The following is a 16,006-nucleotide window of genomic DNA, read 5'->3' as shown; positions in this document are numbered from 1 at the left end:
ACCGGCACCCGCGAACAACGATAGGGCGGCACACTGACAGAGTGATGCCGCGATGAGCTGCGCAGCCCAAGCATTGCATCCGTGTACTCAGTTCACAAGTGACTTCTCCTGTCGTGCGGCGTACAGTGATGCCCGTCCGGCAACAGCTGACACATCCTCAACAAGGGTGTCAGTAAACGCAGTTACAGGGGTGGGAAGTGGACAGCGGCAGGGAATTCTCCGGCGTCAGAGCCGAGTGGTGGGAGGGCATCGTCCAGGAACTGGTGATGGAACTGGATTTCGCCTGCCCGGGGACGGAACGATTCCTCCCCAGAGACGTGGGAGACCTCACCCTCGTACAGGCCATGCTCATGGCCCGCACCGCACTGCGCGAACAGCGGATGGCCGCCGCCACCGACATCGCCGACGAGCTCTACTCACTCTGGCCGGAGCGCGAACCGCCCCTGGAGGACTGCGCGGACCTGGTCGCCCGTCTCCTGCGCCACCTGCACGAGCACTCCCTCCCGCTGCTGCGCCCCTGGCGGAGTTTTGACCTGTGGAGCGGGCTGCTCCAGTTGTACACCGCACGCCGCGCCGCCGCCGTCGGAGCCCTGCGCACGGCTCGCGAACTGGACGAACGCTGGGTGCTCGACCCGATGGTGATGAGCGATGGCTCCCTGGACAGGCCCCTCGACCCGGGAGCCCGATGGCAGTCCTTCGCCGCGTATCTGCGCGCCACCCAGCGGGACAACGTCACGGGAGCCGCCCTCGGGCTGCTGGAGCGGGCGCCCGTCGCCGAGCAACTGAGCCGCTCGGCCCAGTACCTCGGGGAGTACCTCGGGGAGGCGCGGCACCTCGTCGCACTCGGCAGCGGGAACGAGATCGCGGAGTACGTACGCCTACGAGCCGACGAGCTGAGCTCCGGCACGGGCAGCGGCCTCTGGGCGGATGTGTCGGCCGCGGCGGCGGACTACGGCAGAGTCTGTCGGCGCGTACGCGACGGCCTCACGACGTACGAACAGGAGCTGTTCCAGGCGGCCCATGGCTCCCGGCAACGCGACTGGGAACCGCTGCTGGAGGCCCACCTCGTGCGGGACGCGGGCGCCGGTCCCCACCCGAGGCCGCTCCTGCCCGACCCGCAGGCTCCGGCACCGGGCTGGATGACGACCATGGTCGAGCTGCGTGCCGAGTCCCACTGGGGCGCGACACCCAAGACGTACACCTGGCACTCCCTGCCTGGGCACACCCCTTGGTGGTTCTGCGCCGTGCGCCCCGGCCCCGAGGAGCACATGGCGGCCAAGCTCGGTCACGACGGCCGGATCCAGTTCGAGGTCAGCAAGGACCAGCCGGGAGACCTGCTCATCGGCTTGCCCGACGACGAGCCCGAGAGCTTCCTCCACCACCTGCGCTTCAGGTACGACGGGGACGGCCGCGACGACCTGTCCCGGCTGCTGATGCTCGCCATGACCGGATTCGTCCGCCTCGACATCCTCGCCGCGCGGCAGGCGGGCGGGCTCCGGGTGCTGCGCACGATCAGGGTGGATATACCCGGTGAGGTGCGGGACCTGTGCGGGGAGTACGCGTACGCCAGGCTGAGGGTGCTGAGCGGCGAGGCCGGCGAGCCCGGGGCGGACGAGCTGACGCGGCGGAGTTCCGGGCGCGGCGGCGGGCCGTGGGAAGACGGGGCCGAGGTGGACGGCCTGGTAGTGAACGAGGACCTGCCGCGCGAAGAGGAGTCGGGTCCCGTCTTCGACGGGGGGCTCTTCCAGCGCGACGACATGCTGTTCTGACCGCGGGGTCGTCCCTGGTGATCAGTCCCTGGAACAGGTTCGCTTTACGGGTGTCGGACAGGGGTTGACGTCCAGCTCGCACCAGACCGTCTTGCCGGAGGGCGGATACGGCGCGACGCCCCAGCGAGTGGCGAGGTTCTGGACGAGCAGCAGCCCATGCCCACCTTCGCGGCGGGTGACGGCGGGGCTGGTGCAGGGATCGGCGTCGGGCCCCGCCTGCTGGGGCGGCTGCGGCAGACGTTCCCCACGCGGATCGGTCATCTCGATCCGAAGAATGGTCGGGCGCGCGGTGTCCAGTTCGTGCGGCTGGGCCGGGGTGTCGTCCACAGCGAGGCGCAGCCGGAAATCCCGGCCGGACACCTGGCCGTGCAGGACGGCGTTCGACGCCAGCTCGGCCACGAGGAGTGCGGCGGTCTGCGAGGTATCCGACCGGTTCGGCCAGCCCCAGGCATCGAACTGGTTCACCGCGAGGAGACGGGCCAGCCGCGCCCCTCGCCGGGTGGAGCTGAACTGCTGGGTGAAGGTGCGGGTAGGGCTGGGGTGCGTGAGTTGCGCAGGGGAATGGCTCGAAAGGAAATTCACAGGGTAACCGTCCCGTCACGCATTTAGTCTTAACAGGACACTTGGGAGTACGCCCTGCCGGTGTACGAGCCGGATGCGCCGTTGTACGGGTGGCCGACCGTGACGCGTCGGGTGTTACGGAAGTTGGTCCGGTCCCTGTCGAGTCCGAGGAGTGTGCGTATGGGGGACCGCCACGCTGTCAGGTGCAAGGGCGGCGGTAGGGGAGTCGGCGGTGACGATCGTCCCCGGATCTGGACGGGGTACGGGAAGCTGGTCAAGCACTTCCGTGAGCTGTCCGGAATGACCCAGCCGGAACTGGCCGACGCCGTCGGCTACTCCTGTGAACAGGCCGCCTCCATTGAGCAAGGCTGGCGCCCGGTGAAGGCCGCGTTCACGGAGGCGGCGGAGCAGGTGCTGAACGCGGGCGGTGCGCTGCGGGTACTCCAGGAGGACGTGGACCTGGCGCGACTGCCGCTGTTCTTCCAGGACTTCGCGGCGATCGAGGCGGAGGCGGTGAGCTTCTTCTGGTACGGGAGCCAGGTCATCCCGGGGTTGCTCCAGACTGAGGCATACGCGCGGGCGCTGCTCCAAGCCCATTGCCCGCCGTTTGATGATGAGACCATCGAGCAGCGCGTGGAGGCGCGTCTACAGCGGCAAGAGATGCTGACCCGAAGTCCCGTAGTGGAGCTGGCTTTCGTCATCGGCGAGCCGGCGCTGCACTGTCCGGTGGGGGGCCACCCAGTACTCAAGGAGCAGCTGCATCAGGTGCTGAGGCACGCGAAGTTGCGGAATGTCGCCGTGCAGGTCATGCCGACCTCGCAGGGTGCTCACGCCGGACTGCACGGGCCGATGGTGCTCATCGAGACGACTGATCACCAACAGGTGGCGTACTTCGAGTCACACGGTGAGAGCATGGTGATCTCCGATCCTCACAAGGCCAGTGCCTTCGCGCTCAGGTATGGCAAGCTGCGCTCGCAAGCCCTCAACACCGAAGAGTCGGCGCACTTAATCGAGCGGGTGGCGGGAGAGCTATGAGCGACGCAGCCAATGAGCAGCCAGGCAGTAGGTCGACATCCCGGTTCTGGCGTAAAAGCACCTATAGCGGCCCAGAAGGTGGCGAGTGCATTGAGGTGGCTATAACGCCCGCAAAAGTGCACGTGCGAGACTCGAAGAACGCCCAAGGTGTATCGCTTGCCTTCGATTCCAGCGCCTGGGCTCACTTCCTCCTCCTCGCAGCCGAGCGGTAGCGGACGGTCGAGTGGCGCCTCACCGGTGCTTCCATAGCGTGCGTAGACGTAACACGTCCACCGTCCACTCGCTTCGGAGAGCCGCATCCGAAAGAGGAACGTCGCGGTCGAGCGAGAAGGCCACGTGACGGTACAAGGGATGGATCTCGTCGTCTCCCACGACGATGAGGCTCGACAACAGGGGCTCGTCGGCCGGAGTGGCACGGTCAACAGCGACGAGAACCTCGCCTTGATCATCGGGGTGCAGGCGGGGGAGAACGTCCTCCCCCAGTCGCCGTCGCAGGTCACCCCAGGTTGTCAGGGACTGACTACGTGCGGTTTGCTCCAGCAAGGAGCGCACAGCGGCCGCAACGACTTGAACCTGTGACCGGGAAAGCCGACCTTCGGCTACAGGCTTGTCCTTGGATGGATCGTCGGCTGAGGTGAGCTGCTCAGCCTCGCGTCGCGCTTGGAGGTGCTGCTGCCATCGGGCGAGACCCTTCTGGTCGGTGTCGGGCAGAGCGACGCGTTCACTCAACGCCTCCGCTTCCGCCACGAGGGCCGCCAGGCCATCGGTAGTGATGGTGCCACTTTCTTCCCGCATCTGGTGGATCAGACGCCGACAGCGTTTGAGAAGTGCCGAGGAACGATTGGGCTGTTGCACGCCCACCCACGTCCTCATCTCCGCAAGAATCGCCTGATTGCGGTGCTGCGCTGCGGGAGACAACTGTGTCCTGTAAATGGGGTTGGCCAACCGGTAGATTTCCTCAGCCCGGTCGACGTCGAGAACCCGCTGCGCCTCTCTGAACTGCTCCACGAGCGAGTCGAGCTGCTCGGCGGCTGCATCCTTGGGTGACTGGGCAACTGCCCCTTCGGCCGGCTCCTTCGAGGAGCTGACCTCGGTGACGGCGGGCGGCGAAGGCGCCTGCAGAGGTTTGAGTGTCTCTGCAGCAGGGTCTGGCCGAGAGGCGAAGGAATCCTCCGTTGCCCTGATGGCTTGTCCCAGGAGCTGAGCATGGCGACTCAGTGAATCACTATGACTGTTCAACCAGTCGGCGTGGGCCGTTCCCTTGGCCTTAGCAGCGTGGTGCGCATCGAGGCGTGCCCGAGCCTTCTTCATGGCCTTCGACAACCTCGTGTATTGCGGGCCGCTTGTCGCGCGCAACAACTCTTGCCCGCGGGCCAAAGCTCGAATGAGCTCGTGGAGGCCGTCTTCCGACACCCCGGCACGCCGCGAATCGCCTGTAACCTGCCGCTTCTTAGGACGTGGGGTCGCCGGGGGTTCGGATGCCCTGCCATCGGCGCCGATCGCCAGCCGGGCCGGGATCATGCGAACACGTGATGAGCCGTGGGCATGGTAGGCGCGATCCTTCTCCCGGTCGCACCACAGTTTTAGCGTGACCTCATCGGCGGGTGGCTGAAGCCCGAGCTTGCGGATGATGGTCGTCATATCCGGGAGCGGACGGCCGCCGGAGTCCCGCACCAAAGCCGAGAGCACGGGCTTGTCCGGGGTTGCGGGACGATCGACCGCGATGAGAAGGTCTCGGCGTTCGGTCGGAGACAGCCGAACCAGGTTGAGTTTCGCGACCGTTCCGAGCGTGCTCCACGTCGTGGGGGTGCGACGCCTGGCGAAGTCTTCCAATGCTTTGCGAACCCGGGTCACCGATTCCGGATCCGGCCTTGTGGAGGCACCCATACTCGACGGTTGCACTGAGCCAGCTCTGTCGGATGCGGCAGCCGTCTGTCCCGTGACAACGCGCTGGGCGGGAACAGGGACGTCAGTCGTTCCCCGAACCGGTTGGGGAAGTGCGACCCCTGGGCGCCACAGGCCGGTGCGTTCGGCCTCGATGCCACCGAGCTGAACAACGCCATCGGCCCTTACCGCCCACTGCACCCCGTCTCGCGGATCGGGATCAGTGAGGAGGAGACGGGCCACTCCATACAGCCGGTACACGTACTGCTCGGTCGGCATGGGGACGACATCTGGAAGGGACACATGAGCACGAATTATGCGGCTGTCGGCGGGCTTCACGTCCGCGGTGATGATGTAGCGACCTTCGGCCGCGAGTGGGGAGTGCTTGGGCGTCGGAGCCTTGGCGTCGATAGCGAACACAATCTGGTCGGCCCGGAGGGGAAACGTCGCAGGTCGGAGCCATGCGCCTTTGCCGCGCTGGATGACACTGCCGTCGCTGAGTAGCTCCTCCAGAACGGGCGTGATCAGCCCGTCGGAAGTGAGTCGGCAAACGTCGAGTGATGACCAGGTGACAGGACGCCCGGTGCGTTCGACGCCGATCAGCACGCGCCGGTCAGAGCCGTGGGTCTCGCACTTGACGCGAAGCGCGTAGCCCTGCCGTTGCGCCATGTTGGCCGAGATCGGCCCTTCGGCGCCGAAGATCCAGTCCATCTGTTCCGAGGACGTGCTGAGCTCCTGCTCGGCCCGGTACCAGGTGCGGTAGTCCTGGAGGCACAGCTGGAAGCGCAGCCGCTGCTGAGTCGAGGGGAGCCAGAAGTCCACTGCGTCGCCGGGCCCGGTACCGAGGTTGCGCAGCTCGGCCTGGACGCGGACGCCCTGGGCCTTGAGCCAGTCGGTCAGGTCCCTCTTGATGAAGAGATGGTCGGCACTGTCGGCGCCATTTGCGACGCGATGACATGCCGGGGCCATGCCAGTTCGATCAGGAAAGTGGGCGAAGTGGCAGACCTTGGTCTCGTACCGCTTGGTCATCAGCTCTTCGCCGCAACCGCCGAGCAGCGTGCCGCACCAGAACCGCTTTCCCTGGAAGTGTCGGCGGAACTGGTCGAGGTTGTAAGGCTCTTCGGGGAGGATGACCGGCTGGTCCGAGTTCTTGGTACCGATAACGGCGGTCTGGACGAGCCGAGTGTCGATGACAGACATGACGCGCTCCACTGGGCGGGAGTGAAGGGGCCTGGGCGTTGCGCGAGGGGGGAAGAACGGGCCGCCGCCGGTGCTGCTGTGGGGGTGGTGGCGGCACGGGGGATGTTCGAATCAGAAGAGGGCATCTTGGGGCGGGAAGAGCCCGTCGTCCCCGAAGCCCTCGGCTGGGTCGCCCTCCTCGGTGCCGGGGATTTCCTCCCGCTGGGTCATCTTGGCCGAGCCTTGCGTCCGTTTTCCCTTGTTGCCGGACTTGCCCTTGTGAAGTCCCGCAGCGACCTCGGCGGCGTATCGCTTGTGATTCAACTCGCGGAGGCGGTCGATGATTTCGGTGCGGGCGATAGGACCAATGGTGTAGCGGGTGCCCTGGTCGGTCTCATGGAACCCATGGTCCAGCCCGCCGGGCGCATCCAGGAGGTCGTCCCAGTCGTAGGCTCGCGCCGTTGCTTCATCGATGGCGTGATGCATTGCACGCAGTTCGTTGATGTCATCATCGCGGCAGTCGGGATCGTGAATAAGGTTATAGGTAGCGGTGAGCCCAATAGAGCGACCCGACATGATATCGCGACGGGAATTATGAAGGGTGACGCCAAGGTCGCGCATTTCTTGCGTTATTTTTGGTCGCACGAGGGTTTCGAAGACATCAGTGGGGGTGTAGCGGATGCGCGATTCGAGAGTTGATGCTCGATCAATAGTCCACCAGTAGTGAGGCGAGCTACTGGCAAGGCTAAACAGTCCGTAATCTTTGGATGCGAAGACGCCGAGCATGTGAGAGAAAACCTGACCCGTGCGAACAATCATTGGCATCACGGCCTTGCTCACAAGAGCAATAACGATCACCTCGTCGAGTGTACGGATGGCTTCTTCCATGCCAATCCGATAGTCCGCATATCGCCACCATCGACGTCCGTGCGCACTCCTATTTCTTTGCTCGCGTTCTGGCTTTACTAGGTTCTCGATGATTCGGAGGCATTCGGGATACTGCTCAGCTGTGTCTAGGTCCCAGTCGGCGAAGTTGATAGCCCATCGGCTAGCCGTACCGGACGTGCTTTGGTTGAGATCCTGGCCGTTTAGGTACGGTCTGATGACGTCCGAGTTTCTCGAATTGGCGGCGATCAAGGAATCGGCCTCACTGGGGTCGAGTAGAAACCCTGCTCCGTTTACGTGATGGCCAATAAAGCAAATTCCGGCGTTCTCGCGCAGTGGTTTAACATTGCCGGAGGCGCGGGATTCGGCAGTCAGTGATGAGGTGATCCCGCGTACGTTTACACCGTCGAGGAGGCGGCGAGATTCGGGGTGGACTTCGGGTGACAGCCAGACGGCGCAGTATTCAAGGGCGGCGCTCTTGGAGGGCCAGGGCTTGCTTCTGGTGGCGCGATAAATAGTGAACTCATAGACGGCTTGGTCCAGTCCGACAGCCCTGGTGTCTCCCTGTGTCAAGCTATTGGTGGCGATGATTCCCAAGGTGCCTGCGTTGTTGATCATTCGCGCACACCGCATGAAGAAAAAGCCGATCAGGTCAGTATTGGTCTTCCCGACTCCGTTGGATACGTGAGTTACGAGTGCCTTTCGATATGGCAGTCCCAGGGAAGGGGTTAGCTTCGGTCCGCCCAGGAACGGCGGATTCCCAATCACCGCATCAAACCCACCATCCTCGAACACCTCCGGAAACACCAACGGCCAATGCACCGGCTCCCGCTCAAACCCGCCTTCCGGCAGATCCGTAGCCAGCCACTCCCGTGCCAGCGCCCGAGCCTCCTCCATGGCCCCCTCAAGCCCCTTCGCCACGGCGAACCCCATGCCCGCCGCAGCCATCGGAGCCTCGGACCTCTTCAGGGACCACCCGTGCCGGGACATCTCCTTCTTCAGCGACTCCCGAGCCGGCAGCGGCCCGCTCCCGTGCGAGGCCAGGGCCGCCCCTGCCGTCAGGTCGGCGAGCAGGTTGACCCGATCCGCCCGTTCCTGGACGTCCGCGAGTATGGCCCGCTTCTCCGCGATGTCCTTCAGCGTCTCGCCCGGCATGTCGCCGATCTGCTTGCGGTCCTCGGCGAGTTCGTGGACCAGTTCACGCACACCCGCCGTGAAGTCGATGACGCCCCGCTCGTGCCGCTCGCGGCCCCGTCGTGCGTTGAGGTCCATGACCTCCAGCTGTTCCACAGACGTGATGCCCAGCAGCGAGTCGCCCGCCACCAACCGGTCGTCCAGGAACGTGAACGGTCGCTCCGGGTCCATGGAGATCAGCCACAGCGACAGCTTGGCCATCTCCACTGCCATCGGGTTGATGTCCACCCCGTACAGGCAGTGCTCGATGATCTGGCGCCGGGCGCGGATCATCACCGGGTCGCTCTCCGCGTCCGCCGCCGTGACCGCGCCCGCCTGGTCGCGGTGGCTGCCGCGGAACGCCAGGGCCTCCTCGTCCTCCTCCTCGACCCAGGCGTCGACCAGTCTGTCCGCGAGGTAACGGCAGGCGGCGACCAGGAATGCCGCCGAACCCATCGCGATGTCGGCGACCTTGAGCTTCAGGATCTCGTCCGGCTTGATGAGCTTCCACTGCTTCTCGTCCGCCGTCTGGAGCGGGCCCGGCCGGTAGACCAGCGGTTCCAGCGCGCCCTCGGCGACCTGCTGGGCCAGGGCACGTGGCGTGTAGTGGGTGCCGGTGTTCTTGCGGAGGCGGGACTCGGTGACGTACAGGCCGTCCTCCGGGATCACTACCGGAAGGCCGCGCAGGTCGTCGCGGAGCAGGCCGTGGAAGGGGAGGATGCGCTCGGCGAGGTCGCGGTCGTTCTCGGTGACCGCGAGCAGGCGGTGGAGGGCCTTGCCCCGCGCCTGCTCGTCGCCGGGAGCGAGCAGCTTCTCCATCTTCGACGCCGTGGCCGGCGGCTTGGGGTCCTTGAAGTGCTCGTACAGCTTCTTCGCAAGGCCCGGCAGATTCGGCTTCTGGCCGGGGACGGCGCGCGTGCCCACGCCGAACGGGGCGGCCAGTTCCTCCAGTTCGGTCAGGCCCACCTCGTGTTCCAGGCCAGGCTTGCCGACGAGCCCGAGCACGGTGTCCTGGGCGCGCTTGCCGTCGTACGAGAGGAGGCCCTCGTACACGTAACCGATCTGTTCCACATCCAGGGCGCGGAAGGTCAGTCGGCGCCGCTCCCTGTTGACGACGACGAACTGCACCGAGTCGAGGACGTGCAGGACGGTGCGGTCGTCGATCGGGAGGAGGGAGGTGTGGCCGTCGGCGGCTCGCGCCGCGTCGTCGTCCGTGCCGTCCGCGCCCTGCGGGACCGCCTCCAGCCAGGGGAAGCGCTTGGGGTCGAAGATGGAGCCGTCGTACGCGGGCAGGGTGAGCAGCGGGTGGTCCACTCCGCCGTGCACGGCGTGGAAGAGGGCGATCAGCCGGTGCCAGGCGGCCGTCGTGTGCTCCAGGGAGTCCTCGCCGTCCGCGCGGCGGCGCTTGTCCAGCGTCTCGTAAAGCCGCCCGGCCGAGTACGCCTCCGCATACAGCTCGTTGTCCGCGGGCAGCAGGCCGCGTTCCTCGGCGAAGAGCAGGAACACGACGCGCATCATGACCGCGACGGCGCCCCGGTAGACCTCGCTCGCCGGTACTCCCGACAGGCCCCTGCCGCCGCGCTTGACCATCCGGGCCTCGGCGCGGCCGATGGAGTCCACCAGGAGTTCGACGGCCTGGCGGACCTGGATACCGAGGGCCTCGGTGACGTCTTCCTGGCCTTCCAGGCTCTCGCGCAGCAGCGCCGGAAGGAGCTCGTCCTCGGGCCGTCCGAAGAAGCGGCCGCGTCGCAGTAGGGACACCCAGGCGCGGACCGCCACCAGGTCGGCCCGCTCGTTCCAGGCGATGGTGTCGAAGGTGGCGCTCGTGGTGACGCCGCCGGGCGGCGCCCAGACCAGGGACCACCATCGGCCGTCGGTGACCAGACCCAGCTCTACGCCGTGGTGGCGCAGGACGTGGGCGAGGCGGTCGACTCCGCTCGCCGACCAGGAATCGCCCTTGATGCGGCGGGTCGGCACGGTGTCGTGTGGCAGGACCAGGCCGAGGATCGGTAGGTGCTTGGCGGCGGCAGCGGTGTCCGGTTCGGCGGCGGGGTCGCTGCCGGGGTGGACGAGGGCGAAGTCGGGGCGGACGGTGTTGTCGGCTCCGGGCGGGCTGACGGCGAACCGGTCCAGCAGCGCGTCGTCCTCTGCCAGGCTCTCGCCGCTGTCGCCGAACTGCCCGGCGCCCTCACGCAGATGCAGGGCGTCGTCCCATTCCAGCAGGGTGCGCAGCAGGAAGCCGATCCAGTCGAGGCGGCCGGCGCCCTTGCGGCCGTCCTGCCAGATGCCGTGGTGGAGGCGAATGTCGGCGCGGCGCTCGCTGGGGACGCCCTCCAGCTGCGGCCAGGTGCGCAGCAGGACCGGCAGGGTGAGGAACGGGCCGGACACCTCGACGAGGTTCAGCCAGTCCAGGTGCTGCTGCTTGCCGTCGGACGCTTTCACGGCACGGATCGCGGCGGCGGAGGGGCGGCGGCCTCCGGAGCGGGGCGCGGGGCTCATCAGTAGGCCTCCTTGGCGGGGATGACGAAGACGACGGCGACCGGGAAGAGGTGGTCCTGCGGGTCGCGGTAGCGGGCGGCGATCGCGGCGAGTTCGCGCTGACGCTCGTCCTCAAGGCCGTCGAGCCGGGCCCGCCAGCGCTTGCGGTCGTCGGTGAGCTGGCGGCGCTCGTCGGGGTCCTTCAGTTCGTCCAGGCCGAAGAGCGTGTCCATCCCGCCCGCAGGGGAGGTCGCTGTGCCGGAGGAGGTCTCGCCGAGCCGGGCGCGCAGGGTGCGCTGGAGGCGGTCGAGGGTGCCGTTGATGCGCTGCTCCTCGTCGGCCTGGCGCTCGGCCAGCCGGTCCATCAGGGACGCCTTGCGCTCCTTGCCGCGCGCCTCGACGGACTGGGTGAGGCCCTCGTACGTCTTCGACCAGCTCTGCTGCAGCCGGTGGAGCAGGCGCTCCTTGGCGGGGCGGCCCTCGGTGAGCGCGCGGTCCAGGATCGAGGCGACCGCCTCCACACCGCGCAGCCGCCGCTGCCAGCCGTTGTCGCCCAGCCAGCCGCCCGCGTGCAGGATCTCCTCGTGGAGGCGCTGCCCGTCCGTGCCGACCAGCACGAATCGGGCGTACGCGCCGACGAAGGTGGTCTCCAGGGCGGGGTCGTCGCTGACGACGGCCGTGATCCGGCGCAGGTCGACGTTGTTCGCGTTCCACACGGCCGCGCGCAGCAGCCGCGTCGACATGGCGACCAGCGGATGGTTCAGATGGGCGAGCACGATGTCGGGGCGTCCCGAGGCCGCCTTCGGATCGAACGTCACCGGGCGCAGGACGTCGGGGCGGAGCTTGTCGGGCAGGCCGCGGGTGGCGCGCTCCCAGGAGCCGGTCAGCGGTGGCACGGTGAACAGGCCCTGCCGGAAGTCGTCCTCGGACGGCGCGTTCTCGTCGAGGCAGGGCACGAGCGGCTGCTGCCGCGCCAGGTTCAGCGCCGTGTTCACCACACGGGCGACCCGGTCGGGGGTGATGCCGAGTTCATCGGTGGTCTGCTTCAGCTGGGCGCTGAGTCGTCGCACCTGCTCGGTGACGTTCTGCTCGGCGTCCACCTTGCCACCGGTGGGACGGCCCTTGATCTTCCTGGCACGGGCGTGCTCGATGTCGAAGTCGCTGAGCTGCCCGGTCATCCGGAGCTGCACCTTCTCGGCGAGCACGGCGTTGACCTCGCCGAGGTCCTCCTCCATCCGCGCGACCTTTTTCGCGATACGGGCGAGGAACTCCAGGTCGGCCTCGTACACATCGGTCCTGGCCTTGTCCCAGGCGGCACCGACGAAGTGCATGATCTGCGGGTTGTGGCGCTGGCCGTAGCGGTCGATACGGCCGATGCGCTGTTCCAGCTTGTTGGGGTTGAACGGGATGTCGTAGTTGATCAGGTGCCGACAGTGGTCCTGGAGGTCGATGCCCTCGCTGGCGGCGTCGGTGGCGATGAGGATGCGGACCTTGCCCTCCGGGTTGTGGGGCGGCTCCTGGAAGGCGAGCCGGATCTGCTCGCGCTCGTCGGCGTTCTTCCCGCCGTGGAGGGTGAGGACGCGGCCCTCCTGGGCGAGGCCCTCCTGCTGGAGCAGGTTCAGCAGCCAGTCCTGGGTGTCGCGGTACTCGGTGAAGACGACGACCCGCTCGTTCCCCCACGTCCCGCCGGTGAGGCAGATGGCCCTGAGGGTCTTGATGAGCTCCTTGGCCTTGGCGTCGGGGGACGCCTGGTGGGCCTGGCCCCAGTGGGCCATCCGCTCCAGCAGCTCGGACTCTTCCGCGGATGTCCCCGGGGTGACCGTGGCGGCGCGGGTGATCGCGTCGTGCTCAGCCTCGGAGAGCTCCTCGTCGTCGAGGTCGGCGGCGTAGTCCTCATACTGGGTGATCCACAGCGGGGTTTCCACCGGGGCCTGAACATCCTTGTTCCTGCCGGACTTCGCCTTGGCGCGCACCGATTCGAGGTGGACGTCGACCGTGTGAGCGAAGGCGGCGGGGGAGGAGAACAGCCGCTTCTTCAGCAGCAGGGTGACCAGGTCGACGGCTTTCCGGCCACCGCGCCGGTCGGGGGCCACGCGCTTCCTGCGCAGCTCGGCGTAGCGGGTGAGGAGGGCGTGGATCTCGCGCTCGGTGTCCGGGTACTCGACGGGCAGCGCCTGGGACTCGCGGGCGTGGAAGCGCGGGCTGCCGTCCTCGTTGGTCACGGTGCTCTTCAGCCGCCGTACGACGGTGTCGTCGAGGGCGGCCTTGTCCGGTTCGACACTGCGGAAAAAGCGCTGGTTGTCGATGAGCTCCAGCAGCGCCGTGTAGGAGTCCTGGTAGCCGTTGTGCGGGGTGGCGGAGAGGAAGAGCCGGTGCTCGAAGTGGGGGGCGAGTCGCCGGATCAGCTTGGTCTGCTGGGAGTCGACGGCGTAGATCTGCTTGGGCGCGCTGGGGGCGACGTGGTGCGCCTCGTCCAGGATCAGCAGGTCGAAGGTACGGCGTCCGGGGCGGCCCGGCAGCTCCGTGGACCCGCCGGGCGGCAGAACCTCGTCGATGAGCCTCTGCGCCTTGGGCGTACGCAGCCAGGGAAGGCTCACGATGGTCATCGGGAACACCCGGAACGGGTTGGCGGCGCTGCTGTGCGTGCGGCGCAGCTCGGCGCAGCAGGCCGAGTCGACCACGGTGAAGTCGAGGCCGAACTTGTCCGCCATCTCGTCGCGCCACTTGAGGGTGAGCCCCGCCGGGCAGACGACCATGATGCGGTGGGCCCGACCGCGCAGCCGCAGCTCCTCGGCGACCAGCCCGGCCTCCACGGTCTTGCCGAGGCCGACGTCGTCGGCGAGCAGCAGGTTGACGCGGGGGGCGCCGACGGCGCGTGCGACCGGTTCCAGCTGGTACGGCTCGATGGCCACCCCGGAGCGGAAGGGTGCCTGGAGTGTCCTGACGTCCGCGGAGGCGACGGCGGACCAGCGGACGGCGTCGAGGAAGGAGGCGAGCTGCTCCGGCGGGTCGAACGCCCCCGCGGAGGCGTCGGGAAGGGAGCCGGCAGGCAACACGCGGCGTCCGGGCTCGACCTCCCATATGACGGACAGGGTGTCGCCGTAGCGGCCGTCGGCGACGGACTGCAGATGCACCAGGGTGACATCGCCGACCGGGGCAGCTTCGACACCGGACACCACCCAGTTCTGGCCGCGCACCTGGACGAGAGCGTTCTCCTCGGGCGGCGCGACGATTGTGGAGGCTTTGGAAGTACGGGTGGTACCGGGCATGCGGACATCCTCCACTATCGGCGAGACGGCGGTGCCTACCGGAGCGCCTCATACTAGCGAGTGATTCGTTCGTTGACTCAGTTCACGCAGATACTTTTCCGATGGTGAGGGGCTGCCCCGGGCTTACTGTGGGAGATGGAGGGTGCGGGTCAATCGGCCCAGCCGGCCGACTAGGCGCTCCACCTCGGCATGGGCAGGATGGTCCGGCGGCAGCGCGGTCCGCTGATCTTCGGCGAGAGAGCGCAGAGCCTCCAGGGCTTCGTCGGCCGAGCCCGCGCCTGCCAGAAGGGTGGCGATTTCCCGCCGGGTCTCCAATACCTCCGGATGTAGGGGGGGAAGTACCTCCTTCTGGAGATCGAGCGCTTGACGAAGCTCCTGGAGAGCGGCGGTGTTGTGTCCGAGACGGCCGAGACAGCGGGCAGCCATCACCCGGCACGCCGCGAGGTCGGCATACGGCGCGGAACGGGCCGACGCGAGGGTTTCCGCGAGCTCCAGACAACCGTCGCGCGCCGCTTGCAGCTCCTGCGCCTCGAACTGCAACCGCAGGATGGCCAGCCTGCGGGAGACGACCTCCGGATGGGATGAGCCGAAGAGGGGCAGCGCCGCGACGAGATCCCTGCCCAGCAGCTCCAGCGCCTGGGACAGTCGCCCCTCGGCCGCAAGGCGTTGCGCGTGCTCACGCAGGTCCTCCGGGTCCGAGGGCACGGGCGACCCGGCTCCCGAGGGGGACCGCGGTTGCAGCGTTCGAGCGGGAGGCAGCACTGCGGGTGCCGGGGCCGGAGTGTGCTCCGGGGAGGGTGCGCGTTCCCCGTCCGGAGGGGGATTGCCTGGAAGCTCTGCGTCGCCACGTGGCAGATGTGCGGTGGCGGAGCCGGGCCCCGGAGCACCCGCCCGGGCGGCCTTCGGCACTGCCTGCTCGGCCCAGGGCGCGAGGACTTCCCGGACTTCAGCCGCGTCCGCTGGACGATCCTCGGGACTCTTCGCAAGCAGGCGGGAGACCAGCTCGCACAGTTCCGTCGGCGCGTCGTCGCGCAGCCGGTCAAGGGGCACCGGGGTATCGGCGATGTGCCGGACCACCAGGGCCAGCGGCTCGTCGGCGGTGAACGGCGGTCGTCCGCCCAGGATCTCGTACAGCACGCAGCCCAGCGCGTACAGATCACTGAGGGGGGTCGCCGCCTGCCCCTTGCCCTGCTCGGGCGAGATGAAGCCCGGAGTTCCGGCCACCATGCCGGCGCTCGTCAACCGTGGGCCGTCCGGCGGCTGCAGCGCGGTGGCGATACCGAAGTCGAGGACGCGGACGGTGCCGTCCGCAGTGAGCATCACGTTGCGGGGCGTCAGATCCCGGTGGACGAACCCGCGTCCGTGAGCCTGGGCCAGTACGGAGCACACCTGGGCGCCCACCGCAGCGGCCCACTCCACGGGGAAGGGCCCGCGCCGGGCCACGAGCCGGTCCAACGTGTGCCCGTACACGCGCTGCATCACCAGGTAGAGCCAGCTCGCTCGATGAGTACCCGCATCATGGATGACCGGTACATAGGGATGCTCCAGCTTGGCCATCAGCCGGGCTTCTCTGGTGAAGCGGATGACGGCGGGGTCCTGCGGATCGAGGTGGCGCGGCATCCCGGAGACAGTCGTCTGCGGTGTCAGCAACTTTACCGCCACGGACCGGTCCAGCCGCTGGTCGTACGCCGCCCACACTTCGCCCATGCCACCTCTGCCGAGCAGCTCCGCCAGCTCGTAGCGGTTGTCGATCAGCTCGCCTGTCGCCATGTG

8 protein-coding genes are annotated in these 16,006 nt (G+C 67.6%); 3 read left to right on the top strand and 5 right to left on the bottom strand.

Annotation, left to right across the window (positions count from 1 at the left end):
* The first annotated feature begins 197 nt into the window (after positions 1–197).
* Entirely contained in the window at positions 198–1,769 is a 1,572-nt protein-coding gene (locus tag ACVHNB_RS25245; RefSeq protein WP_456225962.1) for a hypothetical protein, read from the top strand.
* Between the two features lie 21 nt (positions 1,770–1,790).
* On the opposite strand, the gene ACVHNB_RS25240 is transcribed toward ACVHNB_RS25245, so the two are convergent.
* A complete protein-coding gene (locus ACVHNB_RS25240; protein WP_456225961.1) occupies positions 1,791–2,351 on the bottom strand; it encodes an ATP-binding protein in 561 nt (186 codons plus the stop codon).
* 279 nt (positions 2,352–2,630) lie between these two features.
* Here ACVHNB_RS25240 and ACVHNB_RS25235 point away from each other — a divergent pair, with 279 nt between their 5' ends.
* Positions 2,631–3,365, top strand: a complete 735-nt coding sequence (locus tag ACVHNB_RS25235) for a DUF5753 domain-containing protein (RefSeq protein WP_456225960.1) — start codon at positions 2,631–2,633, stop codon at positions 3,363–3,365.
* Complete coding sequence (locus tag ACVHNB_RS25230; RefSeq protein ID WP_456225959.1) at positions 3,362–3,577, top strand: DUF397 domain-containing protein; 216 nt, start codon at positions 3,362–3,364, stop codon at positions 3,575–3,577. The genes ACVHNB_RS25235 and ACVHNB_RS25230 overlap by 4 nt, the downstream gene beginning before the upstream one ends.
* Positions 3,578–3,596: 19 nt before the next feature.
* Here the strand turns inward: ACVHNB_RS25230 and ACVHNB_RS25225 are convergent, their stop codons facing one another.
* From ACVHNB_RS25225 to ACVHNB_RS25210, 4 genes are all read right to left on the bottom strand, one after another.
* The gene (locus ACVHNB_RS25225; RefSeq protein WP_456225958.1) at positions 3,597–6,449 is read right to left on the bottom strand and encodes a hypothetical protein; all 2,853 of its coding nucleotides are present in this window, start codon (positions 6,447–6,449) and stop codon (positions 3,597–3,599) included.
* A 111-nt stretch (positions 6,450–6,560) separates the two neighbouring features.
* Positions 6,561–10,985 (bottom strand): Eco57I restriction-modification methylase domain-containing protein, encoded by a 4,425-nt coding sequence (locus ACVHNB_RS25220; RefSeq protein ID WP_456225957.1) that lies wholly within the window; start codon positions 10,983–10,985, stop codon positions 6,561–6,563.
* A complete protein-coding gene (drmD, locus tag ACVHNB_RS25215) occupies positions 10,985–14,233 on the bottom strand; it encodes a DISARM system SNF2-like helicase DrmD (RefSeq protein WP_456225956.1) in 3,249 nt (1,082 codons plus the stop codon). Before drmD ends, ACVHNB_RS25220 begins: the two co-directional genes overlap by 1 nt.
* A gap of 123 nt (positions 14,234–14,356) precedes the next feature.
* Complete coding sequence (locus ACVHNB_RS25210; protein ID WP_456225955.1) at positions 14,357–16,003, bottom strand: protein kinase domain-containing protein; 1,647 nt, start codon at positions 16,001–16,003, stop codon at positions 14,357–14,359.
* Positions 16,004–16,006 lie beyond the last annotated feature (3 nt).

It is taken from the genome of Streptomyces sp. YJ-C3, from assembly GCF_053891275.1.
Note: the sequence above shows the minus strand (reverse complement) of the source record. Positions and strands in the feature narration are given on the sequence as shown.